General features: G+C 40.4%; 19 protein-coding genes, 1 tRNA gene and 1 pseudogene. 4 read left to right on the forward strand and 17 right to left on the reverse strand.

Annotated features, from left to right (window positions below; translation table 11 throughout):
• The first annotated feature begins 163 nt into the window (after positions 1–163).
• Both H8S17_RS07840 and H8S17_RS07845 read left to right on the forward strand, forming a co-directional pair.
• Positions 164–670, forward strand: coding sequence for a DUF5721 family protein (locus H8S17_RS07840; protein WP_186866869.1), 507 nt, complete (start codon positions 164–166; stop codon positions 668–670).
• A gap of 86 nt (positions 671–756) precedes the next feature.
• A complete protein-coding gene (locus H8S17_RS07845) occupies positions 757–960 on the forward strand; it encodes a cold-shock protein (protein WP_186866870.1) in 204 nt (67 codons plus the stop codon).
• 183 nt (positions 961–1,143) lie between these two features.
• Here the strand turns inward: H8S17_RS07845 and H8S17_RS07850 are convergent, their stop codons facing one another.
• From H8S17_RS07850 to H8S17_RS07860, 3 genes are all read right to left on the reverse strand, one after another.
• Positions 1,144–2,412: a peptidoglycan-binding protein gene (locus H8S17_RS07850; RefSeq protein WP_186866871.1), complete on the reverse strand. Its 1,269-nt coding sequence runs from the start codon at positions 2,410–2,412 to the stop codon at positions 1,144–1,146.
• 276 nt (positions 2,413–2,688) lie between these two features.
• A tRNA-Gly gene (locus H8S17_RS07855) sits at positions 2,689–2,761 on the reverse strand.
• Positions 2,762–2,923: 162 nt separating this feature from the next.
• Positions 2,924–3,517, reverse strand: coding sequence for an HAD family hydrolase (locus H8S17_RS07860; RefSeq protein ID WP_178052121.1), 594 nt, complete (start codon positions 3,515–3,517; stop codon positions 2,924–2,926).
• 309 nt (positions 3,518–3,826) lie between these two features.
• Here H8S17_RS07860 and H8S17_RS07865 point away from each other — a divergent pair, with 309 nt between their 5' ends.
• Both H8S17_RS07865 and asnA read left to right on the forward strand, forming a co-directional pair.
• Positions 3,827–4,495, forward strand: a complete 669-nt coding sequence (locus tag H8S17_RS07865; RefSeq protein WP_186866872.1) for an alpha/beta fold hydrolase — start codon at positions 3,827–3,829, stop codon at positions 4,493–4,495.
• Between the two features lie 97 nt (positions 4,496–4,592).
• On the forward strand, positions 4,593–5,603 hold the full coding sequence (asnA, locus tag H8S17_RS07870; RefSeq protein WP_186866873.1) for an aspartate--ammonia ligase: 1,011 nt from the start codon (positions 4,593–4,595) through the stop codon (positions 5,601–5,603).
• Positions 5,604–5,665: 62 nt separating this feature from the next.
• Here asnA and H8S17_RS07875 read toward each other — a convergent pair whose 3' ends face one another.
• The 14 genes and pseudogenes from H8S17_RS07875 to H8S17_RS07940 all read right to left on the reverse strand — a co-directional run bounded on the left by H8S17_RS07875 (position 5,666) and on the right by H8S17_RS07940 (position 26,964).
• Positions 5,666–6,496 (reverse strand): deoxyribonuclease IV, encoded by an 831-nt coding sequence (locus tag H8S17_RS07875; protein ID WP_186866874.1) that lies wholly within the window; start codon positions 6,494–6,496, stop codon positions 5,666–5,668.
• 42 nt (positions 6,497–6,538) lie between these two features.
• Entirely contained in the window at positions 6,539–7,753 is a 1,215-nt protein-coding gene (locus tag H8S17_RS07880) for an LL-diaminopimelate aminotransferase (RefSeq protein ID WP_186866875.1), read from the reverse strand.
• Positions 7,754–7,822: 69 nt separating this feature from the next.
• Positions 7,823–8,656 (reverse strand): diaminopimelate epimerase, encoded by an 834-nt coding sequence (gene dapF / locus H8S17_RS07885; RefSeq protein ID WP_186866876.1) that lies wholly within the window; start codon positions 8,654–8,656, stop codon positions 7,823–7,825.
• Between the two features lie 22 nt (positions 8,657–8,678).
• On the reverse strand, positions 8,679–9,224 hold the full coding sequence (locus H8S17_RS07890; protein WP_186866877.1) for an ANTAR domain-containing response regulator: 546 nt from the start codon (positions 9,222–9,224) through the stop codon (positions 8,679–8,681).
• Positions 9,225–9,238: 14 nt separating this feature from the next.
• Positions 9,239–10,570, reverse strand: a complete 1,332-nt coding sequence (glnA, locus tag H8S17_RS07895; RefSeq protein ID WP_186866878.1) for a type I glutamate--ammonia ligase — start codon at positions 10,568–10,570, stop codon at positions 9,239–9,241.
• Between the two features lie 30 nt (positions 10,571–10,600).
• Positions 10,601–11,380, reverse strand: coding sequence for a phosphoribosylformimino-5-aminoimidazole carboxamide ribotide isomerase (gene hisA, locus H8S17_RS07900; RefSeq protein ID WP_186866879.1), 780 nt, complete (start codon positions 11,378–11,380; stop codon positions 10,601–10,603).
• Positions 11,381–11,488: 108 nt separating this feature from the next.
• Complete coding sequence (locus tag H8S17_RS07905; protein WP_186866880.1) at positions 11,489–16,387, reverse strand: immunoglobulin-like domain-containing protein; 4,899 nt, start codon at positions 16,385–16,387, stop codon at positions 11,489–11,491.
• 189 nt (positions 16,388–16,576) lie between these two features.
• Positions 16,577–19,939 (reverse strand): ATP-binding protein, encoded by a 3,363-nt coding sequence (locus H8S17_RS07910; RefSeq protein ID WP_408639440.1) that lies wholly within the window; start codon positions 19,937–19,939, stop codon positions 16,577–16,579.
• Positions 19,881–20,549: a DUF4194 domain-containing protein gene (locus H8S17_RS07915; protein ID WP_186866882.1), complete on the reverse strand. Its 669-nt coding sequence runs from the start codon at positions 20,547–20,549 to the stop codon at positions 19,881–19,883. The genes H8S17_RS07910 and H8S17_RS07915 overlap by 59 nt, the downstream gene beginning before the upstream one ends.
• Positions 20,542–21,969 carry a Wadjet anti-phage system protein JetA family protein gene (locus H8S17_RS07920; RefSeq protein WP_186866883.1) on the reverse strand — a complete coding sequence of 476 codons (1,428 nt, stop codon included), beginning with the start codon at positions 21,967–21,969 and terminating at the stop codon, positions 20,542–20,544. The genes H8S17_RS07915 and H8S17_RS07920 overlap by 8 nt, the downstream gene beginning before the upstream one ends.
• 384 nt (positions 21,970–22,353) lie before the next feature.
• Positions 22,354–23,160: a polysaccharide deacetylase family protein gene (locus H8S17_RS07925; RefSeq protein WP_186866884.1), complete on the reverse strand. Its 807-nt coding sequence runs from the start codon at positions 23,158–23,160 to the stop codon at positions 22,354–22,356.
• A gap of 45 nt (positions 23,161–23,205) precedes the next feature.
• The gene (locus tag H8S17_RS07930) at positions 23,206–24,414 is read right to left on the reverse strand and encodes an MFS transporter (protein WP_186866885.1); all 1,209 of its coding nucleotides are present in this window, start codon (positions 24,412–24,414) and stop codon (positions 23,206–23,208) included.
• A gap of 6 nt (positions 24,415–24,420) precedes the next feature.
• Positions 24,421–25,458: pseudogene (locus H8S17_RS07935) on the reverse strand (3-deoxy-7-phosphoheptulonate synthase); the annotation flags it as partial.
• Positions 25,459–25,557: 99 nt separating this feature from the next.
• On the reverse strand, positions 25,558–26,964 hold the full coding sequence (locus H8S17_RS07940; RefSeq protein WP_178052477.1) for an amidophosphoribosyltransferase: 1,407 nt from the start codon (positions 26,962–26,964) through the stop codon (positions 25,558–25,560).
• Between the last annotated feature and the right edge of the window lie 23 nt (positions 26,965–26,987).

Raw genomic sequence — 26,987 nt, forward strand, 5'->3', positions numbered from 1 at the left:
AGGTGGCTCGAATAGAGTCACCGCCCCATATATGAACAAAATAGCTGCAAAGCAGCGGTAAAGCACGATTTATCGTGCGGTTTTGCGAATATATGAGAGGGGTTCTGAATAGTTACGTTCACACAACAAATTATGACTGTACAATTCTGAAATGAGGTTTTTTATGATAGCATTAAAACTTACAGATAAAAAAGCTTTTATGAACCAGCTTCTTTGCACAGAAGTATTTGACCACTTTCTTTTAGCAGAAGCAACGGTCACAAAAGATGCCGCTTTTACGATCGACGGACATTTCAATGCCTCTTTTTATTCTGCTGAAGAATTAGAAGATGAGGGACTTGCCGATTGCAAAATACTTCCCTATGCAAGGCTGCGTCCTATCTGTTACCAGCTTATCCGAGGAAAGCACACACCGGTTTCTTTTAAATTCATTTTAATGCTTTCCCCTGAAAATATGGCAAATACGCTTGCACGTTCTGCAAGCGGTTTTACCCCAAATGATATCAAAGGTATCCTTATAAATATCACCTTTCAGAATGGACAGCTTCTTTTAACGACAGGTATCTCTTATGCAGCTTTTTCAACTACCCATACACTTGACCATGAATGGGATGCAATGATCCAAAGATTTCTGCGAAAAAACGAAATATCTTATGAAGAACTTTCATAGATTTGCTTTACTTTTCAAACTCCTTGTGCTATATTGATTTTATGTTGCACGGCAACATAGATTATTTATTTTTTGGAGGTACTATAATGAACAAAGGTACAGTAAAATGGTTCAACAATCAGAAAGGTTACGGCTTCATCTCTGACGAATCCGGTAACGATGTATTCGTTCATTACTCAGGACTTAACATGGACGGCTTCAAATCTTTAGAAGAAGGTGCTGCTGTTGAGTTTGAAGTAGTTGACGGAGCAAAAGGACCACAGGCAACCAACGTAACTGTAGTAAAATAATTTACTACCTAATTAATCAGCAACTTTTCAACGTACCTTTCTCATAATATATAAATTTCGATTTTTTATTAGGATTAAGATAGTGAAACAGGAAATGATTAAAAAAACTGTCACAACATTTGTGGCAGTTTTCTTTTTACTATTTAACTATTCATTTTCCTGTCCGTTTTCATATCAATCTGCTCAATACAATTCTGCGATCCTCGTAACGGCAACATATATTTCCGAGATCTTATACCATGTGGAATAATCAACGACTCCGGTTACCGGAAGTCCAAAGATCGACTGGAAAACTTCTACCGCTTCTTCTGTTGCAGGTCCATAAATACCGTCTGCAGCTATCGTCGGAATTGCCGGATATGCTCTTGAGATCCTTGCTAACTGGCTCTGCATCTGCCTTACTTTTTCCCCTCTTGAACCGAGCGCTAAATCTTCTCTAGGCCATGATGCCGGAATCCCTGCGATCTCATCTGCTTCATTCACATACATATCATTTCCATAGTAATATCTTAAGATCTCGATAAAATTATAGCCCCGGTCACCTAAATTTTTCGACCCCCACTGGCTCATCCAGTTCGGGCAGCTTACCCGCTGGCCATCACAGTATTGTGTTAAGATCGGCTGTTTTACATTTGGTCTGGAAAGATAATTCTGGAAGATCTCATCAACGATCAGAGATATATTTTCAAAAATATTTCTTCCATACACCCATTTATGGTCAAAAGCTGTGGATGAGGTGATCGTAAAATCGTATCCTTTGTTCCGATACCATTCCGTAAAGACACGGTTTAACGTAAATGACATGATCGCCAGAATATTTGCCCGCAACGCTGCATCCGGCCATGTCGCATAAATCTCACTGGAGGCTACATTTTTTATATAATCTTTATAAGTAACATAATAGTCCCTTGCTGTACTATCCGATGGAGCTCCATCATGTACAATAATATATTCAGGCACGACCACTCTGCTCAAAACGATCTCTCCGGATTCTTCTATCGGTTTGATCTCTGACTCTGGAATTTTGGAAGGGAAATCACCAAACAGCGTATTTGCCGGTATCACAATATGATCTACCGGATTTATCCTGGTCTTCTGTGACACCAAACTGACTCTCTGCACAGATGTTTCACCGGGAAGTACTTGTATCCCCGAAACATTTACCGGAATATATCCTTTTGCACTGACCTGTATCGTATATTCTGCATAAGGCTGCTGTTCTGACGGCTCCATGCTGTATTCTAATGGCGGTGTCCGTAATCTTACCTGTTCTGTCTGTCCGGAAGAATTTGTGGAAACTTCTTCGATCGTACTTTGTGGTTCACCTGTATAGGAAATGGTTACTTGTGCATCTTGGATCGGCAGCCTGCCGGATGGCGTTTCCACATTCACCTGCAGACTCCCTTCATCTGTCGTATTATTTTGCAGATATCTGATATTTTGTTTCGGCATAAAAATTCCTTATAAAACTTCTCGGTCATAGTATATGCTGATGATTTCTTTTTTGTACCTGTTTGTTTCTTTTATATATTCAGAAACATAATTTACTATATTGAATTTTCATAATCCTGTAACTCATGATACATACCCTCAATAATCACTTGTGACTTATTCAAACGATATACAAACAGATATCTATGCCTGACATGTCAATAAACAACAACATTATTTCCAATAAAAAATCTCAAAAGCCTTCATCCACAAGACTTTTGAGATTCTCTCTGTTAGAGCGATAGACGGGGCTCGAACCCGCGGTCTCGACCTTGGCAAGGTCGCGCGTTACCAACTACGCCACTATCGCATATCTGAAGTTTTCTCTGTGCTTTTCTGTATCTCTCAAGCACAATACATATATTACATGATGAATTGTGTTTTGTCAACATATTTTTTAAAAAATTTCAAAAATTTTTTCAAATCCATTTTTTTACGATATTTACACCGGAAAACTTCAATTTCTGTTCTTCTATTTTTCTATGTATTCTGCAATCTTATCATAATTGTTTTCAAAGACTACTGCCTGCATTCCTGCCTTTTTTGCTCCTTCTACATTTTCCGGACGGTCATCGATAAACAGACATTCTTCTGCCTGCAGCTGATATTTTTCTAATAGATGCTGGTAGATCCTGATATCCGGTTTTATCATATGTACATCTGCGGACACTAAAATTCCATTAAAAAAATCAAACGGAAGAAATTTGGGAAAATATTCATAAAATTTATCACTGGCATTTGAGAGCACATAGACACCATAGCCGGCAGCTTTTACCTTCCGGCAAAACTCTCTTGCTCCTTCTATGGGTTTTAAACAGATATCCCATGAATAGGAACATTTCTTTAATGCCGGATGCATTTCCTTTGGCACACGTTCTTTTACCAGATCATAACGGTCTGCATCCCTGATCGTTCCCATATCTCCCTGTACCCATTCCGGTCCTTCAAATAATTCCCGTCTGATCGCATCTTTTTCTTCTTCTGATCTGCAGAACTCATTCAGCGGTATCTCAGGATCATAGTCTAACAATACATTTCCCATATCAAATATAATATTTTTCAGCATATTTATGGCACACTCCCTCATTTATCATCTGACTTTTTAACAGCTTTTTTGATCATATCATCTCTATTATACATACTAATCTCTTCTTTTTCCAGTCTGCAAGACCAAATAACCCTGGGATCATGTAAAACTGCAACGTGCATTTTTTTCCTCAATATGGTATGATACGGTTACTGTTCAGACGCAAGCTTGACACTGCGCTGTCAAGCTATGCGCCATAGTGTTAATCATTGCTGGTCACACTGTCAGGTGTAAACAGTAACATGATACAAGCGTACATCCAATAAAAAGAAAGGACTCCTGTCAACTATGTATATGCAATTAAACGGACAAGTCATTTACTATGAAAAAAGCGGAGAAGGTTCCCCTGTGATATTAGTACATGGGAATGGAGAAACACATAAGATATTTGATGTTCTGATCGCAGAACTTTCCAAGAAACACACCGTATATGCCATGGACAGCCGTGGTCATGGGCAGAGCGCTGCTGTAACGGAATTTCACTATTCGGATATGGCTGATGATGTTTTTGAATTTGTACATGCCCTCGATTTAGTAAAACCTGCTTTTTACGGTTTTAGTGACGGCGGCATCATCGGACTTCTCGCAGCATCGAAACACCCAACACTGTTTTCTGCACTTGCCATTAGTGGTGCAAATCTGACACCTTCCGGCGTAAAACTGCCTTTCCGCATCAAAGACCGTCTGCATTATTTTAAAAGTAAAGACCCTCTTTTACATCTGATGCTGACAGAACCTCATATTTCAAAATCAGATCTTGCTAAGATCACGATTCCGGCTTTAGTTCTTGCAGGTGAAAAAGATATGATAAAATTGTCCCAGACACGCCAGATTGCAAAATTTATACCGGATTCCACTTTAAAAATCTTACCTGGCGAAAATCATTTCAGCTATGTGATCAAAAGTCCGAAATTATTTCCGCTGCTTGACGACTTTTTTTCTAAACATTGTTATTGAAAAACCGCTTTGGTATGCTATAATAAATAGGATTGATAGTTGTCTGGCAAATGATCACAGACAGTCACTACGTTAATACATAAGGAGCATATAAATCATGGAAAATTTAATCATTCCGAAAGATTACCATTCCGAACTCAATCTGCATGATACACAGATTGCTATTAAAACTGTTAAGGATTTCTTTCAAAATCTCTTATCCTTGCGCTTAAACCTGACTCGTGTATCTGCACCGCTTTTTGTAGATCCGACTTCCGGTTTAAATGATAATCTAAACGGTGTAGAACGTCCGGTTTCCTTTGGGATCAAGGAACAGAACGAACGTACTGCCGAAGTAGTACATTCACTTGCAAAATGGAAACGTTTTGCTTTAAAAAAATATGGTTTTTCTGTTGGTGAAGGATTGTATACCGATATGAATGCGATCCGCCGCGATGAAGAAACAGACAATATCCACTCTATTTTTGTTGACCAGTGGGATTGGGAAAAAGTTATCCGCAGGGAAGACCGGAATTTAGAATTTTTAAAAGATACGGTACGCACTGTATACAAATGTCTGCGCAAAACAGAAAAATATATGTCTATCCAGTATGATTATATTGAAGAAATCCTTCCACCGGATATTTTCTTTATTACAACAAGTGAACTAGAAGAAATGTTTCCTGACCATACTCCAAAGGAGCGGGAATATTACATTGCAAAGACCAAAGGTGCTGTCTGCATCATGCAGATCGGTGATACTTTAGAAAATGGCAAACCACATGATGGTCGTGCACCGGACTATGATGACTGGGCATTAAATGCTGATATCGTGGTATACTACCCGGTTTTAGACATTGCATTAGAATTATCTTCCATGGGAATCCGTGTAGATAAGAAAGCTTTATTATCCCAGCTTGAAAAAGCCGGCTGTCCGGAACGTGCAGAACTTCCATTCCAGAAAGCAGTCATTAACGAGGAACTTCCATTTACGATCGGCGGTGGTATCGGTCAGTCACGTATCTGTATGTTCTTCTTAAGAAAGGCTCATATCGGAGAAGTCCAGTCTTCTCTCTGGCCGGATGAAATGATGCAGGCTTGTGAAAAGAATGGTATTCCACTGTTATAATGATAAAACATCAAAAAAGAACCGTAACTGTTGTATTTCAGTTACGGTTTTCTTATGATACGTCATTCATGCTGACTTCTTAATAATGCAATTTCTTCCGTCCAGCCTGCATCATCATTTGGAGTTTCTAAAATGACCGGAAGTCCCTGCAATTTCGGGTGATTGATGATCCGCCTCATGGCTTCTGAGCCGATCTGGCCTTTTCCGATCTTTTCATGGCGGTCTTTATGGCTGCCGAGCGGATTCATACTGTCATTCATATGGATCGCTTTTAAATATTCCAGACCGATCACATGATCAAATTGATCTAATACGCCATCCAGATCATTTACAATATCATATCCGGCGTCCCAGACATGACAGGTATCTAAGCAGACACCCATCTTATCTTTTAAAGTTACCCGCTCTAAGATCGCAGCTAGTTCTGCAAACTTACACCCTACTTCCGAGCCTTTTCCAGCCATGGTTTCTAACAATACCGTAGTCGTCTGTTCCGGCAACAGTACTTCGTTAAGCAGATCTGCGATCATGGCAATGCCGGCATCACTTCCCTGCCCTACATGGGAGCCGGGATGAAAATTATAATAATTTCCGGGTGTATATTCCATCCGCTTAAGATCATCTTCCATCATTTCTTTTGCAAAAGAACGTATTTCCTCTTTTGCTGCACAAGCATTCATCGTATAAGGTGCATGTGCGACCAGCCTGCCAAATGCATGTTCCTCTGCGATTTGCAAGAACTTATCCACATCTGTCTGATCGATCTCTTTTGCTTTTCCACCTCTTGGATTTCTGGTAAAAAATGCAAATGTATTCGCACCTAATTTTAGAGCCTGCTTTCCCATGGCTGCATAACCTTTTGCAGCTGAAATATGGCTTCCAATATATAACATATGCTATTCTGTAACTATCTCATATATATAGTTACTTCTCTCCTACAGATTTTTGATTCTCTCTAAAGCTGCTACTGTGTTTTCATAACTTCCGAATGCAGTCAGTCTGAAATAGCCTTCTCCACTTGGTCCGAATCCTGAACCCGGTGTTCCTACAACATTCGCATTTTCAAGCAGATAATCGAAAAATTCCCATGAAGTCATCTGATCCGGTGTCTTTAACCAGATATATGGTGCATTCACACCGCCGAATACAGTATAACCTGCTTTCTGTAAACCTGCTTTGATCGTAGCGGCATTCTTCATATAGTATGCAACCTGATCTTTCAACTGTGCTTTTCCGGCTTCTGAATAAACAGCTTCTCCGGCACGCTGTACGATATAAGGTGCTCCGTTGAATTTGGTTCCATGACGTCTTGCCCACATATCATGTAAAGATACTCCATTGCATTTTAATGCTTTCGGCACTACCGTATATCCTAAACGCACACCTGTGAATCCTGCATTTTTAGAAAAACTCTTTAATTCGATCGCACAAGTCTGTGCACCTTTGCACTCGTAAATGGAATGTGCAACATCTGATTCTGAAATATATGCTTCGTATGCACCGTCATAAATGATCACTGCACCTACTTTATTCGCATAATCTACCCATTCCTGTAACTGGGATTTTGTGATCGTTGTTCCCGTCGGATTATTCGGCAGGCACAGATAGATCATATCCGGTGTTTCCTTTGGAAATTCCGGTACAAAATTATTTTCTGCGGTACATGGCATATAAATGACATTGCTCCACATCTCTGTTTTCGGATCGTAAGTACCGGTTCTTCCTGCCATAACATTAGAATCTACATATACAGGATATACAGGATCGCAGACTGCAATACGGTTATTCTCTGAAAAAATCTCCTGAATATTACCGGAATCACTCTTTGCACCATCTGATACAAAGATCTCATCTGCTTCGATCTCACATCCTCTTGCTTTATAATCGTTTTCTACGATCGCTTTTCTTAAAAATTCATAACCAAGATCCGGTGCATAACCATGAAATGTTTCTGCATGTCCCATTTCATCTACTGCTTTATGCATTGCTTCAATGATAGCCGGTGCGATCGGCTGTGTAACATCACCGATTCCTAAACGGATAATGCTCTTATCCGGATTTGCACTAGAATAAGCTGCTACTTTTTTGGCAATCGTGCTGAATAAATAACTGCCCGGTAATTTTTGATAATTCTCGTTAATCTGAAACATTTTTTTCTCCTTCGATCTATTTTATACTTGTAACCATTCAGTACATTTATCGTACCAGACTGTTACATTTTATACAGTTTCCCCGTCAAATACAATCGTGGCAGGTCCTGTCATAAACACAAGATTCTGTTCTCTGTCCCAGCGGATCTGTAAGTTACCACCTAATAATTCTACTGTGACTTCTTCTTCTGTCAGCCCATTTACAATGGCTGCTACTGCTGTTGCACACGCACCGGTACCACAGGCTAAGGTTTCTCCCGAACCACGTTCCCAGACACGCATACGCAGCGTTTTTTTATCTAATACATTGACAAACTCTGTATTGATCCTGTTTGGAAACTTTTCATGGTTTTCAAATGCAGGTCCGACCGCAGTAAGGTCAAGTTTCCTTACATCTTCTTCCATAAAAGTAATACAGTGCGGATTTCCCATGGATACACATGTCACATCATACGTTTTTCCATTTACCAAAAGCGGCTGTGCGATCACTTCTTTTGTATCTGAAATAACCGGGATCTTGTCTGCCAAAAGTTCCGGTGCTCCCATATTTACCCGCACAAGAGAAACTTTTCCGTTTTCTACAGTCAGATCGATATACTTGATACCGGCTAACGTTTCTATGCTCAAAGATGTTTTATCTGTCAGCCCTCTGTCATAGACATATTTTGCGACACAGCGGATGCCGTTTCCACACATCTCACCTCTTGAACCATCTGCATTATACATTGCCATTTCAAAATCTGCAACCTTTGACGGTTTAATTAAGATCAATCCATCTGAACCTACGCCAAAATGACGGTCACTGATTTTTACTGCCACTTCAGAAGGATTCTCTACGGTTTCTTCAAAGCAATTCACATATACATAATCATTGCCTATTCCATGCATTTTTGTAAATTTCATGCCGTTTCCTCCATTTATAATACTATACTTTCATTAAACTCAAAACCATCTGTGCTGTTTCCACAAGACCTGTTCCATTCTCCATGCTTCGTTTCTGTAAATATCTGTGTGCTTCTTCTTCTGTCATATTATTACGTCCCATCAGCAGTTCCTTTGCATCTTTTAACAGCTGTTTTTCTTCTTTTGTACGCTCTTTTGGAATCTTTTTTGTCTTTTTCTTCCGTCTTATGACCTCGCCGGACATCATGTTCATCGTCTGTATCAGTTCATGTACCTGTAATGGCATCCTAAGACACAAGATATCTTCCCGCTCCCTGCTGTCGCAGACAGTTGCAGATGCGACTAAAAGCATCTCAAACTGTGGCGGCAGATAATCATGGAGTTCTTCATACATCATATCTGCAAACCGGTAGCCACAGACCACGATCCCGCCTGAAAGACTGTTTGCCAGCTGTAACACCTGTGCTCCTGTGGTGCAGACTGCATTGACTTCATAACCGTTTTGCATGAGAATCCGCTTTATATTCTGACCATTTTCTATCTTTGGAAATACAATAATTACATTCATGGCGTTCTACCGGATCAAATTTTATATAAATACTCGTTAATTTCCCATTCAGTTACCTGTTTGCGGTAATTTGCCCATTCCGCTTTTTTCGCTTCTACATATTTCCGGCTGATATGCCCGCCTAATTTTTCCTGAATATAAGTATCCTTTTCAAACTCTGCGATCGCTGCACCTAAATCTTTTGGAAGCGATTCAATACCGAGTTTTTCTTTATCTGACAAACGCATTTCAAATACATTTTCTTTGATCGCTGCCGGCGGCATGATCTGATTGCGGATACCGTCAAGTCCTGCTGCAAGGCATACAGCTAATACCAGATATGGGTTAGCTGCCGGATCAGGACAACGCAGTTCTACTCTTGTACCTGCACCTCTCGAAGCAGGAATACGGATCAGAGGACTTCTGTTTGTTGCTGACCATGCAATGTAGATCGGTGCTTCATAGCCCGGCACTAAACGCTTGTAGGAATTGACGATCGGATTGGTGATCAGTGCCATTCCTTTCATATGCCTGATGATTCCACCGATAAAATAGCAGGCTTCTTTGCTGATACCAAATTCCCCATCAGGATCATCAAAGATATTTCTTCCGTCTTTTGACAGTGACATATTGATATGCATACCGGAACCATTGATACCATATTTAGGTTTCGGCATAAAGCTTGCAAACAAGCCATGACGTTTTGCGATCGTCTTGACTGCTAATTTGAACGTCATGATATTATCGGCTGTCACTAATGCCTCATCATATTTAAAATCGATCTCATGCTGTGCCGGAGCAACCTCATGGTGGGATGCTTCGATCTCATATCCCATATCTTCTAATGTAAGCACCATATCACGTCTTGCATTTTCGCCAAGATCCACAGGTCCCAGATCAAAATAACCAGCCTTTTCATGGCTGATCGTTGTCGGCTGTCCGTCGTCATCGGTATGGAACAGGAAAAACTCACATTCCGGTCCTACATCAAAACGATAACCTAATTTCTCTGCCTCTTTGATCATTTTCTGTAAAATATATCTGGGATCTCCTAAAAACGGTGTATGATCGATCGTACAGATGTCACAGATGATTCTTGCCACTTTTCCCTGCTGCGGCCGCCATGGGAAGATCACAAAAGTATCAGGATCGGGATGTAAATACATATCAGATTCTTCAATCCTTACAAATCCTTCGATGGAAGAACCATCAAACATACATTCATTATTTAGTGCCTTCTCTAACTGACTCGATGTAATGGCTATATTTTTTAAAGTTCCAAACATATCCGTGAACTGCAGACGGATAAATTCTACATCCTCTTCTTCTACCATACGGATAATATCCTGTTTTGTATATCTGCCCATACCTAAAACGCTCCTTTTTTATCATTTTATTTATGATCTCACAAAGTCTAATACCTTCCGGTATTCCATATTTCCGCCAAACAGATCGAGTGCACTTCCTATTGTAACATTTAAGTGATCTTCCCCTTTTTCTTTTAACAGGGCTAAATCCTCAAAACTGCCGACACCTCCGGCATAGGTGACCGGAATCTTACCCCATGTTCCAAGCAGGCTCACCAGTCCGGTTTCAATTCCCGACGCCTTACCTTCTACATCAACTGCATGGATCAGAAATTCATCTGCATAACCCATCAGATGATCTAACAGATCATGCGTGACTTTTTCATCTGTAAACTTCTGCCAGCGGTCTGTTACAATATAATATCCACCATCTTCTTTTTTTCTGCAGCTTAGATCTAAAACCAGATGTTCTCTGCCTACCCGATGCTGTAATTGTTCCAGATTCCGGTAATTTACTCTGCCATCTGAAAAAACATATGAAGTTACGATCACATGGCTTGCACCTTTCTGCAGGAACTCTTCTGCATTATCAGCATGAATCCCTCCACCGACCTGCAATCCGCCCGGATATGCCAAAAGTGCTGCGAATGCCTGTTGTTTTGTAGCTTCATAATACCCGCTGCCAGCCGGATTTAAAAGTATGATGTGTCCGCCGGATATACCGTCTTTCTTATAAAAATCTGCATAAAAGGCTGCATCCTGTGTAGATACAAAATTTTCCTCTGCCTGGTCACCGGCATCTTTTAAACTGCTTCCTACGATCTGTTTCACTTTTCCATTGTGAATATCTATACATGGACGAAATTCCATCTTATGCAACTCCTTCGTATTTTATAAAACGACGAAGTCCGCCCTTAGTCAGAACTTCGTCGTTCAGTATTTAGAATATCACATATGTTATAGAAATGGAAGTAAAATTTATTTCTTAACAGTAACTGTTACAACTTTCTTCTTACCATTGAATGTCTTAACAGTAATCTTTGCTTTACCAGCTTTTACACCGGTAACTTTTCCGGTTGTATCTACTTTTGCAACTTTTTTGTTACTGCTTGTAAATGTGATCTTGTTACTTGCTGTATTCTTCGGAAGCTGTACCTTGATCTTAACACGGTTTCCTTTCTTAACAGTAAGTTTTGTCTTTTTAATGATCACTTTCTTTGGTGCTGCTTTTACTGTGATCTTGCAGGTTGCAGTCTTTCCATCAGCAGTTTTCGCTGTGATGGTTGCTGTTCCTTTCTTCTTAGCTGTTACTTTTCCGTTTGCAGATACAGTTGCTACACTGCTCTTGCTTGTAGAATAAGTAACTGCCTGACCTTTTGCTGCACCTTCAACAGTGGCTTTTAAGTTATATTTTTCTTTGACACCTAATGTTAATGACTTTTTGTCTAACCGGATCGTTGTTTCTGCTGCCGGAGTTTCATTCTGCGTTCCATTTGTATTCTGGTTTCCGTTTGCATTCTGATCCCCATTTCCATTCTGGTTTCTGTCTGTAGTCTGATCTCCAGATGGATCTGGTGTAGGAGTCGGTGTTGGTGTAGGATCTACTGCCTGTTTTGTTTCTACAGTGATCTCTGATTTTAACTCTTTCTTGTTACCATCATCATAAGTGATCGTTGTTGTGATCGTTGCTGTTCCTGCTGCTTTTGCAGTGATCGTACCATTAGATGCTACAGATGCTGTTGCTGATCTGCTGCTTCTGTATTTAATGGATGCAACGCTCATCTTAGCTGCTGCTAATTTTTCATCTAATCCTTCCGGATAATTGATCGTAATCTTTTCTGTATCTCCTGTATATAAAGTTTTAGATGCCGGTGTTACAGTGATGGAATCGATTGCTGTTACAGCTTCTTTTCTTGCTGCTTCTACTGCTGCACCATCTGCAAGTTTTCTGACTGCAAGACCTGCGATCACAGGATCTGCACTGCCGCTCTTTGTAGAGATCAGATGTACTTCTGTTGCATCTGCTACGTTTCTTACATCAAATGTCAATACTGCTTTTACATTTGCGGAAGCATCTACATCTGCTGTTACAAGTTCTGATTTTACAGTTTTACCACTGTCATTTGTATAAGTTGCATAGAAGTTCATACGACGGAAGCTTCCAGCTGACCACCACCACTCGGAGAAGTAGCCGGTTGCTTCGTATGTTCCACTCTCTAATGGAAGGACATATTCACAATCCTGATTTGTTTTTGCCCACCATCCATTTGTATAAATGGAATCTGTTGCGGATGTTCTGTTGCCTACTGCGGAATCTACACCTACGATACCCCAGTTTCCTTTTGTACCATCATATTCCTGATCCGGTACTGTATTACGAAGTGTAACACCATCTACTTTAGATACTTTGTTATAATCCCCAGACTCCGGACGGTCTTTATTCCAGCTTCCTACACCGGAATCGATAAAGTAGATAAGATCAGGTGCAACAACTTCTACTGTTTTCTTAACGGTACGGTTATTCAGGGATGGAATTGTTCCTTCAACTGTAACTGTTCCGGTTTTCTTGAATGCATCGTTTGTTGTTGTCCATGTAACATCTGCTTCATTTGTTTCGCCTGCCATTGTAACTTTTACTTTGGAAGGAAGTTCATATCCTGTCTTTACATAATCAGGAATGCTGTCATCATTGATCGTTGCTGTGCCATATCTGTCCATCAACGCCTGATATTCTGCTGTTGTGATCGGCATTACTGTACCATGACGAGGTATCTGTTTACTTGGTAAGTTTGCATCAAGTTTTGTAAATTCCACATTATCTGCATTTAAATTACTTGTTACGATAGGATAATAACCGCCTGCTCCAAAATTATCTAACAGTAAGCACCACTGCGCCTTTGCATTTTCTCTATCATCAGAGTTAAATCTGAAGCAGCATGGGCCTTCTACCCACTGCTCATTGTATAAGCTTGTAGATTCTACTGGTGTCCATTCCCCTAACATGGATTTTGATTTTTCCATAAATATACGTTTCTGATCACCGTTTTCATTCTTTGTGAAACGATAATATGTACCGTCATCATCACGTACAACGGTTGTATCGATCGTGCTGATTCCATCCATATCGATCCATACTTCCGGCTCTGTAAAGGAATAGAAATCTCTTGTCTTTGCGTAATATATTCTCTGTTTGCTGTAATCATCGTCTTCTACTTTTGATGCCCAGAACAGGATATATTCACCGGTCTTATCATCATAATATGCTTCAGGAGCCCATGTGCAGCCTGCATCGAGATCTGCACTGACTGTTACCATACGCTGATCGCTCCAGTTTACTAAATCTGTAGACTCCCATACCATGATTGCCTGGCTTCCGGCTGTCTGTGCAGCTGACCAGCCTTTTCCGGCGCCGATACATAAGTCCGTTGCGATCAGATAGAATTTATCGCCTTCTGCGGAACGTAAGATGTATGGATCACGAACACCTTTTTCGCCTAATGTTGATTCTAACATCGGCTGTGCGTCATTGATCTCTTCCCAGTTTAATCCGTCACGACTGGTCGCAAAATAGATCTTCTCCTGTCCTGCACCATCACCAACGAAATAAGCCATCATGTAATCTGTAAGATCAGTTTCTTTTACTTCTTGTGCTTTTGGTAATACTGTTACAGTGATTTCTTTCTTAATATCAGCAATACTTTCAATGCTTGCTGTTAATTTGACATCTGTTTTTTCAGCAGGTCGTGTAACAACACCTGCCGGTGTACTGTCATAACCTTCATTTGCTTTTTCTGTTACATCAATGATCTCCGGATGATCAGATTCCCATTTGATCGGTGTTCCATAAGGTGCTGTTGCAGGAAGTGTGATATTTCCGCGGATTGCATCTGCATTTGGAATGGTAATGGATTCTAATGATTCTGCATCTTCACGGAGTGCACTCTCTACTGTGATCTCAATATCATCTTTAAATACTTCTGTTCCCTTATAAGAACCTGTTAATGTGATTGTGATCTTCTTAGCATCTGCTCCTGTATATACATTCTTGCCTTCATCATTGATAACAGTTGTATCAGAAGATTTCCATGTAAGATCGATCTGGTTTTTCTGAGTTGTAAATGTCAGTGGAGAAATAACGTTATCTGTGCTGTCATTGTCTCCAAGCATCAGTTTTTCTACTTCTGTCTTTGTTCTGTTATAAAGATCATTTACTGTAACTGCTGATGGAAAGTTGTTATAATACTCTGACCAGATCTCGTCTTCGCTTAAAGCTTTATCGTATACTTTCACTCCGTATACACCGCCTTTATAGAAGGCATCATTATAAGAAGAACGTCCGATAAATGCTGTTAAGTCTGTTCCAAAATCTGTTGTTGTCTTTGTTTTTTCGTCACTACATACTTCTACACCATTATAGTAACCGGTAATGCTTGTCGGTGTGATCACTGTTGTATATAATGACCATTCATCACTTGTCCACTCACCAGATTCTACTGTTTCTGTATTGTATGGTTTTGATGCATTATCACCATCTGTCCATACAGATTTGAAACATCCATCTTTAGATGGATTTAACAGCCAGTAATTTACCGGCATTGTTGCTGAAGAATCAGCATCAACATATTTTGTCTTTGTTCCAAAGAACATTGCTGCATAATCGCCATCATCGATTTCATCTTTTAACCATGTTGTGATCGTAAGTGTATCTTCTTCCTCGAATAAATCTCCCGGAAGTTCTACATAAGCTGCATCAGATCCTGCTTCGCCACCCGGAAGTGTCAAAAGACCATTTTCTACAACAGCTCCGTTTCCTTTTACAGTTCCATCATAGCCATTTCCACTGATATCTTTTGCGGTAACTGTGGAATCATCTGCTGCAAACTGATAGGATGCGATCAGATTACCTGTATATTTCTTTACAACAGTTACTGTAAAATCTTTTGTTACTGAATTATCTTCATCTGGTGTAACATCAGCTTTTGCGATCGTAGCTGTTAATGTTGCTGTTTTATTTGTTTCTGCTCTTGTGATCACACCAGCATCTGTTACGACTGACGGATCATCAGATTTCCATGTGATCACTGTTCCATGTAAACCTGCAGCCGGTAATGTAATATCATGTTTTAATGTCGTTGGGATCGTTAATGCATCTGCTGCTGCCTGTACCGGATCAGTTTCTTCCGTTACTGTAATTGCAAGGCTTGGTGCATCAGATCCTTCGTTCTGCATAATGAAACCTGAAAGTACAGTCTGGATCCTAAAGATTGCATAGCTGTCATTGTTCTTGATGGCTGCTTTTACCCAGTCTGTAACATCAAATGTTTTCTTTCCAAGGTTATCTGCTGCAATCTGCTCGTTGCTGTATACAGTAGAAGCATAATCATATTGATTGCCTGCTGCAGGATATGTAGATGCTGCATTATCAGAAGTATCACTTTTCATGCCATCGTAATAAGAAGGATCTACCTGAAACAATCCTGCTTTTGTAAATCTCTCCCCGAGGTTTTTATTGACACCTGTTACTGTGATCGTAAGTTCTGCTTTGGTGATCGCATCTGCATCGATCTTGGCTGCTGTTGGTAATGCAAATGCCATACCTGCAACTCGTGCGGAACCAAGATTACCTTCCTGTGAGGAACCTGTTTCACCTGTTACTAACGCTGCTGCTGAATTATTTCCAGATGTTCCACAATTATTTGTGGCAACCAGCACGCCTCCTTTAATATCAGTCTGTGCACCGGATACTACGACTTTACTTACACTGATATTCGTCGTTTTTCCGATTTCTTCTGCTTTTGCTTCCACCGGCGGAAGCAATGTGAGTACCATAGCCAGTGATAAAACCGCTGCTAAGTACCGTTTTACTCTGTGTATCATATTGTACCTCCCTTAATAAATATTTCAGACAACTGCTCTTGTACAGACAATTATCTTCTTATACAATACTCTACCTTCTTTTAGTAAATTTTTCAATTTGTTTTAGTAAATTAGCTTTACCGAAAATCATTTTCGTTATTTTCGTTCAATATCAAGTCGGATTTTTGTGCAATTTTCCTTAAGTGTCTCCTAATCTTCATTTTCCTGCAGTTCAGAAAAATCCGTTTTTTCAAATTCCTGAATGGAAATGCTTTTCTTATTCGGATTTGCATAAACAAAAGTCTTATCCACATTCTCTAAATAATTCTGGATCTTGTCATTTGTTGCACTGATGATCGCCTGAAAACCAAGTCCGCGGATCAGTTCGATACAGCTTGCTACTTTTTCCGCATCCATTTTAGAAAAGGCTTCATCTAAGACAACTAAACGGATGGTCGGTCTTCTCTGTAATTTTGACGGCTGATTGATCTTATATGCCTGTGCAAAACTTGCAAGAAGTGCCACGTACAATGGGTTTTGTCCTTCTCCACCGGAATTTTTCCTGATCATTTTGCTAAGTCCGATGACTAAACGTTCCTCCCCTTCTATGATCTGCTCCATTTCAAAAGAAAGATAGGTACGGTAATCCGCATAACGTTCCATCATAAGCCTTGCTTCTTCCTGTGCTTTTGCATCTGCATCTTCGGGTGGTATGAAAATATGGATCAGTTCATTGATCAGTTTTCCATAACGGTTTTCATGTTCCATGGAAAACAGATTGACCTGATGATCCATCGAAACAGACAGGCTGTCCGGTGAAACCTCTAAAGATTCATCCATAAACATATCATAATATGCACCGTCGCTGCCTTTGCTCTTTGTGATTTTAAACTGGTATCGGTCTTTTCCGAAATTTAAGTTGCGGATGATCCTGTTTAATTCATCCCTTCTTACATATGCCTCTTTGATCGCACTCCGGATCTTATAGACAAAATCTTCTTTGAAATGTCCGATCGCTGCTTTTGCCTGCTCGGTTGCCTTTGCTTCATATTCTAAGATCTTATCACAGGCTAATCCATCTAATAATTCCTGATAATCGTCATTGCTTTCTTCACTTGCGGAAAATTCCCTTGCCGGATGCTGTTTTAAATAGGTACTTCTGACATCTACTAAATGATTCTTTGCCTTTTCTTTTTCCTCTCCTGCCTGCTCTAAATCTGCTGCCACACGAAGGAGCTGTTTTTCATAAGAAATTACTCCTGCCTCTTTTTGATATTGTTCAAAATCTTCCTCTAATGCTTTTGATGATAAAAGTTCATTTTGTTTTTCTATCAAAAGTTCATTCAGTCTTATATTTTCCTGTTTCAGATCACTGACCGCATTTTCCTTATCATGGATCTTCAACTTCCGGTCGTCCATTTCGCCTTCTGTATCCCGCAGTTTCTGCCGTACCTGCTGTAATTCTTCTTTTAAATGATCTACGGCATCTGCGCTGATCTTTGAAAGTCGTTCCTCTATTTTGCGTTTTTGCCCTGCTTTGACTTCTTCCTCACGCAGATCCTGACACAGTTCCATGTATTCTTCGGTTTCCCTGCTCAGATACTCATAGCCTGACAGCCTTCTCGCATCATCGATGACTGCATCATATTCTTCTTTCTCACGATACAGTTCTTCTAAATGTTCCTGCAGTTCTTTTCTCCGCTTCTGCATACTCTTTTCCCCGATAAATGCCTGACGGGTATAACTGTCCGGATTTAACCTGCGAAGCTGGAAATTGCGGTAGAGCATACATTCCGCAGTCACACCGATCTTCTGTTGTCTTAGATTCTCAATCGAATCACATTTGATGACATTCCCTAACAGGAAGTGGATATATGCTTCTACATAGGCTTCTTCTGCAATGATCTCCTCTGCAAGTGCACCTTTTCTTAACGGATAGTTTCCTTCCATCAGCCGTTTGGTATCGACAAGGGAAATATGATAGATTTTTTTTGCATCTAACGATTCGTAGACCTCCATTGCCGCCGCCGTATATTCCGGTGCAACAAGCAGGGAAAGTTTATTCCATCCTAAATATCCCTCGATCGCATTTCTCCATTTTTCATCATGGATATCGATCCTGTCTGCTAAGATATGTACCGGGATCGTCTTTTTATATTTCTCGTATAAACCTCTCTGGATCAACCGCCTTGCTTCTTCAATCTCTCTTGGATATGCTTTTTTGCCCAGACGGAGCTCTGCTAATTCTCCTTCGATGATGTCAATTTCTTTCTTTAGGCTTCTTGCTTCGGCTGCTGCCTCCTGCCTTTGTTTTTCCACATCTTTTTGTACATCGGAAAGATTATGTTTTAAACGTGCGATCTCCTCTCCTGTGATCTTACCGCTTTGGAATTTTTCAATATCCCAGATGACCTGATTCGATGCGATCTCTTCATCTTCCCATTTTCCTAATTCTTCGGAAAGGTATTGGAAACGCTTTCTGCTTCTTTCTAACCGGTGTAAAAATTCTTCTAAGCCCGCAAGTTCTTTTTCTAATTCTGTATATCCGCTTCCTGCAATCTGCCGGTTGATCTCATCGTAACTGCTCTCATATTCCTGCCGTTTTGTTTCTAATTCTAAAAGGCTCTGCTGTAATTTTTCTATATCTTCTTCTTTTGTCTTTACTTTCTCAATGGATTCCTCGATCGATGCTCCTACAGAAAGTATCGACAAGCGTTTTTCCCGATAAGAAAGTGCTTCTTCCTGCTTCTTTTTATTGCAATATTCCTCATAAGCTGCCTTGATCCCATTTAATTCTTCGATCTCCATGCGGGCAGCTTCGATCTTACTGCGCATTCTGCCATAGAGTACAACGCTTTCTTTCATATCTTCCATATGGATATCCTGTTCCATACAGATATATTCTTTTACAAAATCTTCTAACCGGATATTCATGCGGAACGGGATCGCCCGCTTAAATAAACGTGGAAATTTTTCCATATCCAGTCCGCCTAAATACACATCATAAAGATTTCTGCGGAACCGTTCATTATTCGATGTATAAAAATAATCTTCTTTTTCAAAATGATGCTGCAGATAATCTCTCAATTCACTGATCGCCATTGCCCTGCCATCCATGCGGTATTCATTTTCAAACAGACTGCCCCTGTGCCAGAAAAACTGCCGGTTGATCTCATTTGTCGTAGTATCGACATCAAACACGACTCCCACACATTCCGTTTCTTTTGTCTGCGACTGTGTCAGTTCTAACACGATCGTCGTGGAAAAATTGCGGTTTCTCTTATAGGTTGCCTGATTATTTTCACCAATATTGATCATTCCACGCAGATATTCGATCAGATTACGGTCGGAATCATCTGCAGCTGCTTTATTAAAGAAACTTCTTCCGTCTGTATTTGCGTACAATACGATCTGAATTGCATCAATGACTGTCGATTTTCCGCTTCCCGAATGTCCTGTAAAAAAGTTGATACCGGAATTTAGGTGCAGTGTCTTACTATCTATGTAATGCCAGTTATTCAGACAGATCCTCGTGATCGCTTTGAACGCCTGTTTCGCCTGTTCCATCTTCATTTCCTCCATCTGTGGTCTTATCATCTTCCCCGAAATACTGTAATAATTTCAGGATATCCTCACGCATCAATACAACATGGATCGTCGGATAGATCACAATCCTCGTATGTTCATTTATTTCTTCTAATGCATCTAATAATTCGATCATCTGGTATTTTTTCAAAACTGCTAATGCCCGTCTGATCTCGGTGATTGACGAAAGTCCCTTCACCAGACCAAATTCTCCGACTTTTCCATTTAACTGTCCAAATGTTGTCACGATATTTGTACTTGTTGATGCAGCTGCCATCTGTTCATCATAGATCAGTTTCAAAAGCAGTAAGTAGATGGTTGCTAACTTTGGCAGTTTTTCCCCTAAAGTTGCCTCTCCCTGTATGTAGATCGTGCCTAAATCTGTATTCTGATATAATAAAATTCCTGCAATCGCAAAATATTCTTTCAGAAACTCCATGTGTTTCTCACAAAAATAGAAATCCTGATTCAATACCATCCTGCCGGCATGTTTATCATATTTCCGTTCTAAGATATATGTCTGGCGGAAAAGCTGTTGTATCACGCTTTGCAGTTTTTCCTGCTCCTGACCGGATAATTCTTTATAATACTCAAACATTTCGTATGTCCTTTCCTTTATTTCTAACAAAAGCCATCACCGGATAACTGTAACGTCCATCCGTAACTGTTCTTTCTTCGACCATAACTTCAAATGGACTGTTCTTACGCATTGCAAGATCATATGCAAGGATCAGCTTTTCAAATTCTGCGTCACCGGATAAATGCAGATCTTCGGTATAACAGGTATCCCCTGTCATATGTTCCTCTAAAAATGAAATAACTTCTTCCTTACTGAAACGATGCATGATCCGGTTGATCTTTAAGATATCTTCTTTGGATAATTCTTCCTCTGCATCATCAGCCGCTAATTCATCGGTAAACTTTTTTCTTCTCCTGCGTTTAAACAATGGATTTTCACTCAGTATTTCAAATGCTGACAGATTCATATGCCTTGCAATTTCTTCTATTTTTTTCTCATTACCATCGGCATCATCTGATTCCCGCAGCTGGTTCAAAAGTGAGATCAAAAGACCTTTTCTGTCGCTTTCTTCGCTGAGCAGGTAATTTAAACGTGTCACTGTGGCACGAACGTATTTGCTGTGCTCTTTATCCATATTTGCGATCCTATATTCAATATCTTCAAATCCCCGCTCAATCTGGTCGATCAGGTCTAGCACATCTTCACTCCGCTGGTTTTTGTAATAGTTATCTTCTTTTCCATTCTCTTTCGTGTGTTCTCTCCTGGCTGCCTCTTTCTTTCGGATCAGTTCGATCCGTTCATCATCTTCCCTCAGTTCCCTAAGGCAGTGCCTGATATCGGTTTTATAGATATAAAAATTATCACTTGTCTTTAGGATATGATACTTTTTACGCACAACTTCTTCCACATATCCTTCTAAATGTTCTTCTAGCAGCCCTTCATAGGTTGTCCTCTCTAAGAGCCTGCTAAAAAACTTATCCATATTATGAAGCATATCCTGCAATACTTTATTCAGTTTCTTTGTATTGACTAATGCTGTTTTTAACATGGCTGTATTCATTTTTTGATCGTGTGAAAACGAATAGAGTGTTGCATAGACATTCTGTATATAGATGTTAGTATCATCTTCCGGCTCACTGGCTAACTGCTCAAATGCATCGATCATGATGGCTGCATAGTCCGGTATGATGATATTGGTCGTCATGGTTGTATAATCTTCTGCTTTTCTAAGCCATTTTGTCCGCACCAGCCAGTTTAGGATTCGCCTTGGCACGGATTCTGAGGCTTCTTCTTCGGTTTCTAATTCTTCCCTCTCCATCTGGTATCGTCGCCGGCTGCACATATCCAGAAGGATCTGGATACAGGTTTCCCTGCTTAAGAAGTAGTTATTATACTGGTATTCATCCTGTATGGTTAAAAGTGCCTCAATATAGATTTCCCGATTTACGGAACGAAACAGCCCCCAAAAGGAGGCTGGTATGTCATATGTGAATTTCAATTTCTTTTTGTTCTCCTCGTCTGTTTCATGGTTCTGTATTGCTTGTCATGTGTTGGATATTACCGGGTTTAGGACATTAGTATAACGGATTTTGGGGGAAATTACAAATGTTTCTCTATATGTAACGAGCCTGTGTTACTGTTCAGACGCAAGCTTGACACTACGCTGTCAAGCTATGCGCCATAGTGTTAATTATCGTGTGATTACAGCCCCTGCCTCGTAGAGGCATTTTAAATGGGCTGTAATCGTTGCTGGTCACACTGTTAGGTGTGAACAGTAACGAGCCTGTGTCTGTAACTATTTTGGTAAACTACCACAGCATCCGTATCCTGCCTGCAGTTTGTCAAAACCGTAACTTGACACAGGCTTCATAACCCTCACATTCTACGGATTTGCAATCAACTCCTCCAGTGACGCAAACGTATACCCCATATCTTCCCACTTCGTTAAAAGTTCATCTAAAATCTCTCCATTTGTTTTAGAGGTACTATGCAATAATACGATCGCACCGGGATGGATTCTTGGAAGAAGTTTTGCATAGGCTTCTTCTGCTGTCGGCTGATTATCCTGATACCAGTCCACATAAGCAAGGCTCCAGAAAAACGTATGATATCCCAACTCCTTTGCCATCGAAAGATTATCCGTACTATATTTCCCCTGTGGCGGACGATATAATTTGATCATTTCTTCTCCGGTGATCTCTTTGTACAGATTTGCCACATCATCCATTTCTTTTTGGAATGAAGCCATATCACTGATCTTCGACATATCAGGATGGTGATAGGTATGATTTCCTACCAGATGCCCTTCTTTTTGCATACGTTTCACAATTTCCGGTGCTGTTTCCAAAAAATTTCCAACCACAAAAAAAGTTCCTTTTGCATTGTGTTTTTTCAATGCGTCTAAGATTGGTTCTGTATTTCCATTTTCATATCCACAGTCAAATGTAAGATAAATGACTTTCTTTGTCGTGTCTCCAACATAATAAGCATCATACTGTTTTAATTCTTCTGCACTGACATTTCCTGTCGGAGTACTTCCTTCTGCTCCAAATCCTAATCCCCAGTTTTCGGTTTCCTGTGAAACAACATGAGAGCTGCTAAAAACATCGACGATTTTAGCAGCTCCCACGCCCGCCCCATACATCACCAGAAAAAGCAGTACCAGTAATAGTGTTTTTTTATATTTCATAGCTTTACCTAACCAGCTTTTTTCTAAAATATATGAGGATATTCTTTATTGTATTCCTAATGAAGGATTTTCTTTATTCTCAACCACCTTCCGGACTGCCATCAGCCCCGCTAAAAGCAGGATCGGGAACACGCAGGCAAACAGAATGCCCTGTTTCATATTCCCATCTGACAGGGAAGTGACTGTACCGACATAGGTAGGCCCGACGCTGCATCCTACATCTCCTGCAAGTGCAAAGAATGCAAACATCATCGTTCCACCGCCTTTGATACCAGCGGAGCCAAGACTGAATGTTCCCGGCCAGAGGATTCCCACGGATAGTCCGCAGAGTCCGCATCCGATCAGGCTTGGCACCGGAACCGGTGAAAGCGAGATCAGAAGATAACTGCAAAGGCATAGTACCCCGCTTATTTTCATAAAGCGTACCAGATCCATCTTATCACCATATTTACCATAAAAGGCTCTTGAGAGTCCCATCATAATGGCAAAAAACATCGGTCCTGCTAAATCTCCTGCTGTTTTGCTGATGCCAAGTCCCGCCTCTGCAAAGGCTGATGCCCACTGGCTGACTGCCTGCTCACAGGAACCTGCACACAGCATTAACAGCATCAGAAGCCAGAATACTTTATTTTTTAATAATTCCTTAAAGGAAAGTCCCTGCCCTCCTTCTTCGATGATCGGTGCGATCGGCACTTTAAAAAATGCAAGCATATTCAAAAGCGGAACTAATGCCCATAAACAGGCAAGTATTTTCCAGTGCCCGATTCCGACAAAACGGAAAAACATGGTTGATAAAAGCACAACACCTACATGTCCCCAGCAGTAAAACGAATGCAACAGGCTCATTGCTGCTTCTTTATTGTCTGTCGGACATGCCTCAACGATTGGGCTGACAATCACTTCCAACAAGCCGCCGCCTACAGCATAAACGACTACGGAGATCAAAATACCTATAAACGGATCTTTCGTCAGTTCCGGCAGAAATGCCAGCATACAAAGTCCCAACGCTGCCGATGCATGTGCTGATAATGCCGATGCACGATATCCGATCTTATCTACAAATTTTGCTGCTAAAAGATCGATCACTAACTGTATGGAAAAATTAAACGTGATCAAAAATGTGATCTTCGATAATGGAATCCCATACTGTGACTGGAATGTTAAAAATAATAATGGAACAAAATTGTTGACGACTGCCTGTACAATATAGCCGATAAAACAGGCATTGACCGTCTTTTTATAATCTGCTTTCATATATTTTTACCAGAGATCTGCCAGTTCATAGATCAGTTTTTCTGATTTTTCCCATCCTAAACATGGATCTGTGATTGATTTTCCATAGCAGTGTTCACCGACCTTCTGACTTCCATCTTCAATATAACTTTCTACCATAAGTCCTTTGACAAGACGATGGATATCATCAGATACTTTACAGCTATGCATGATATCTTTGCAGATACGGATCTGCTCGATAAATTTTTTACCGGAATTTGAATGGTTCGCATCTACTACAACTGCCGGATTTTTAAGATCATGCTCTCCATACATTTCTAAAAGATTCTGTAAATCTTCATAATGATAGTTTGGAATACTTCTGCCAAATTTATCGACATATCCACGTAAGATCGCATGTGCATAGTCATTTCCTTTTGTCTTGACTTCCCAGCCGCGGTAAATGAATGTATGGCTGCTCTGTGCTGCGATAATGGAGTTCATCATAACGGTGATATCACCTCCGGTCGGATTCTTCATACCTACCGGAATTCCTGTACCACTTGCTGTCAGTCTGTGCTGCTGATCTTCCACAGAACGTGCTCCGATTGCTACATAAGACAACAGATCGGATAAATATCTGTGATTTTCAGGATATAACATTTCATCTGCACAGGTAAATCCTGTTTCTTCTACTGCACGGGTATGCATCTGACGGATGGCAATGATGCCTTTTAACATATCAGATTCCCTCTCTGGATCCGGCTGGTGCAGCATTCCTTTATAACCGACACCGACTGTCCTCGGTTTATTGGTATAAATACGAGGTACGATCAAAATCTTTTCTTCTACCTTTTCCTGTACTTTTTTCAGACGGGAAATATAATCTAACACTGCGTCCTCATTATCTGCGGAACATGGTCCGATGATCAGCAGCAGTTTATCGGAATTACCTTCAAAGATCGCTCTGATTTCTTTGTCTCTTGCATCTTTTATCTGTTTTACTTTCTCACTGACCGGGAACTGTTCTTTGAGTTCCTGCGGTGTAGGAAGTTTTCGTAAAAATTCCATTTCCATTTTTTCATACTCCTCTTTTCTCCGTCACTTTAACGCTTTAAATCGTCAGTGACTATTATGTAGCAAAATGATCCCTCTGTCAAGAGGAATCATTTGATAGTCCGACTTTTATTCTTTTCCGTCCCAGCAATATGTACATAATTTACACTTGTCAATTCCGACAGAATCTAACATATCATCTAACCGGTTAAACCTTAATGATGTAAAATTCAGTTCCTTGCGGATCTCCTCTACCATCTGTTCATACTTCTCTGATTCAGGATCTGCATATTCCTGTAAGATCTCATCTGTTACATTCCCATTTTCCAAACGGTCGATGACTCTCCTTGTGATCAGATCCATTTCAGAGGAAGAACGTGAAAAATTCAGATATTTACAGCCATATAATAATGGTGGACATGCCGGACGGATATGTACTTCTTTTGCTCCGCTCTGGTATAAAAATTCTGTTGTTTCCCGTAACTGCGTACCTCTTACGATAGAATCATCGATCAACAGCAGGCTCTTATCACGGATCAGTTCTTCTACTGCTAACAACTTCATCTTTGCGATCAGATTTCTCTGGCTCTGCACTGTCGGCATAAAGGAACGCGGCCATGTCGGTGTATATTTGATAAATGGTCTGGAAAATGGGATCCCTGACTCATTTGCATAACCGATCGCATGGGCAATACCGGAATCCGGTACCCCGGCTACGATATCCGGTTTTACATGATCTCTCTGTGCCATCTTCTGTCCACAGGTATAACGCATCTGCTCGACACTTGTTCCTTCATAGGCACTTGCGGGATAACCATAATATACCCATAAAAATGTACAGATCTTCATTTCTTTTCCCGGATTGACAAGTGTGACGCAGTTTTTATCTGTCACGACAACAACTTCTCCAGGTCCAAGTTCTTTATAATCAGTATATCCTAAATTTTTATAGGCAAAATTTTCAAAAGACAGACAATAGGCATCTTCTTTTTTGCCGACAACGATCGGTGTGCGTCCGAATTTATCTCTGGCTGCATAGATTCCCTGCTTATTTAACAGCAAGATAGATACAGAACCATCTACCATATCTAATGCATACCGGATACCTTCGATCAGATTTTCTTTCTGATTGATCAATGCTGCGATCAGCTCTGTTGCATTGATATCCCCACCGCTCATTTCAAGGAAATGGGAATGTCCATTTGCAAAAAGCATCTTTGATAATTCTTCCATATTATTGATCTTGCTTACGGTACTTAATGCATAAGTACCATGATGGGAACGTACGATCAACGGCTGTGGTTCAAAATCAGAAATACAGCCGATGCCGAACTTTCCTTTCATTTCCTGCATATCCCTGTCAAATTTCGTACGGAATGGGGCATTTTCTATATTATGGATCGAACGGTTAAATCCATCCTCTCCATATACCACCATTCCGCCTCTCCTCGTACCTAAATGAGAATGATAATCAATTCCAAAAAATAAATCAAATACGCAATCCTCTCTGGATGCTACGCCAAAAAAGCCTCCCATTGTCTAATCCTCACTTTTTCTTT

Origin of the sequence: Roseburia zhanii (genome assembly GCF_014287635.1) — a bacterium.
In the GTDB taxonomy this organism is placed as follows: Bacteria; Bacillota; Clostridia; order Lachnospirales; family Lachnospiraceae; genus Roseburia_B; species Roseburia_B zhanii.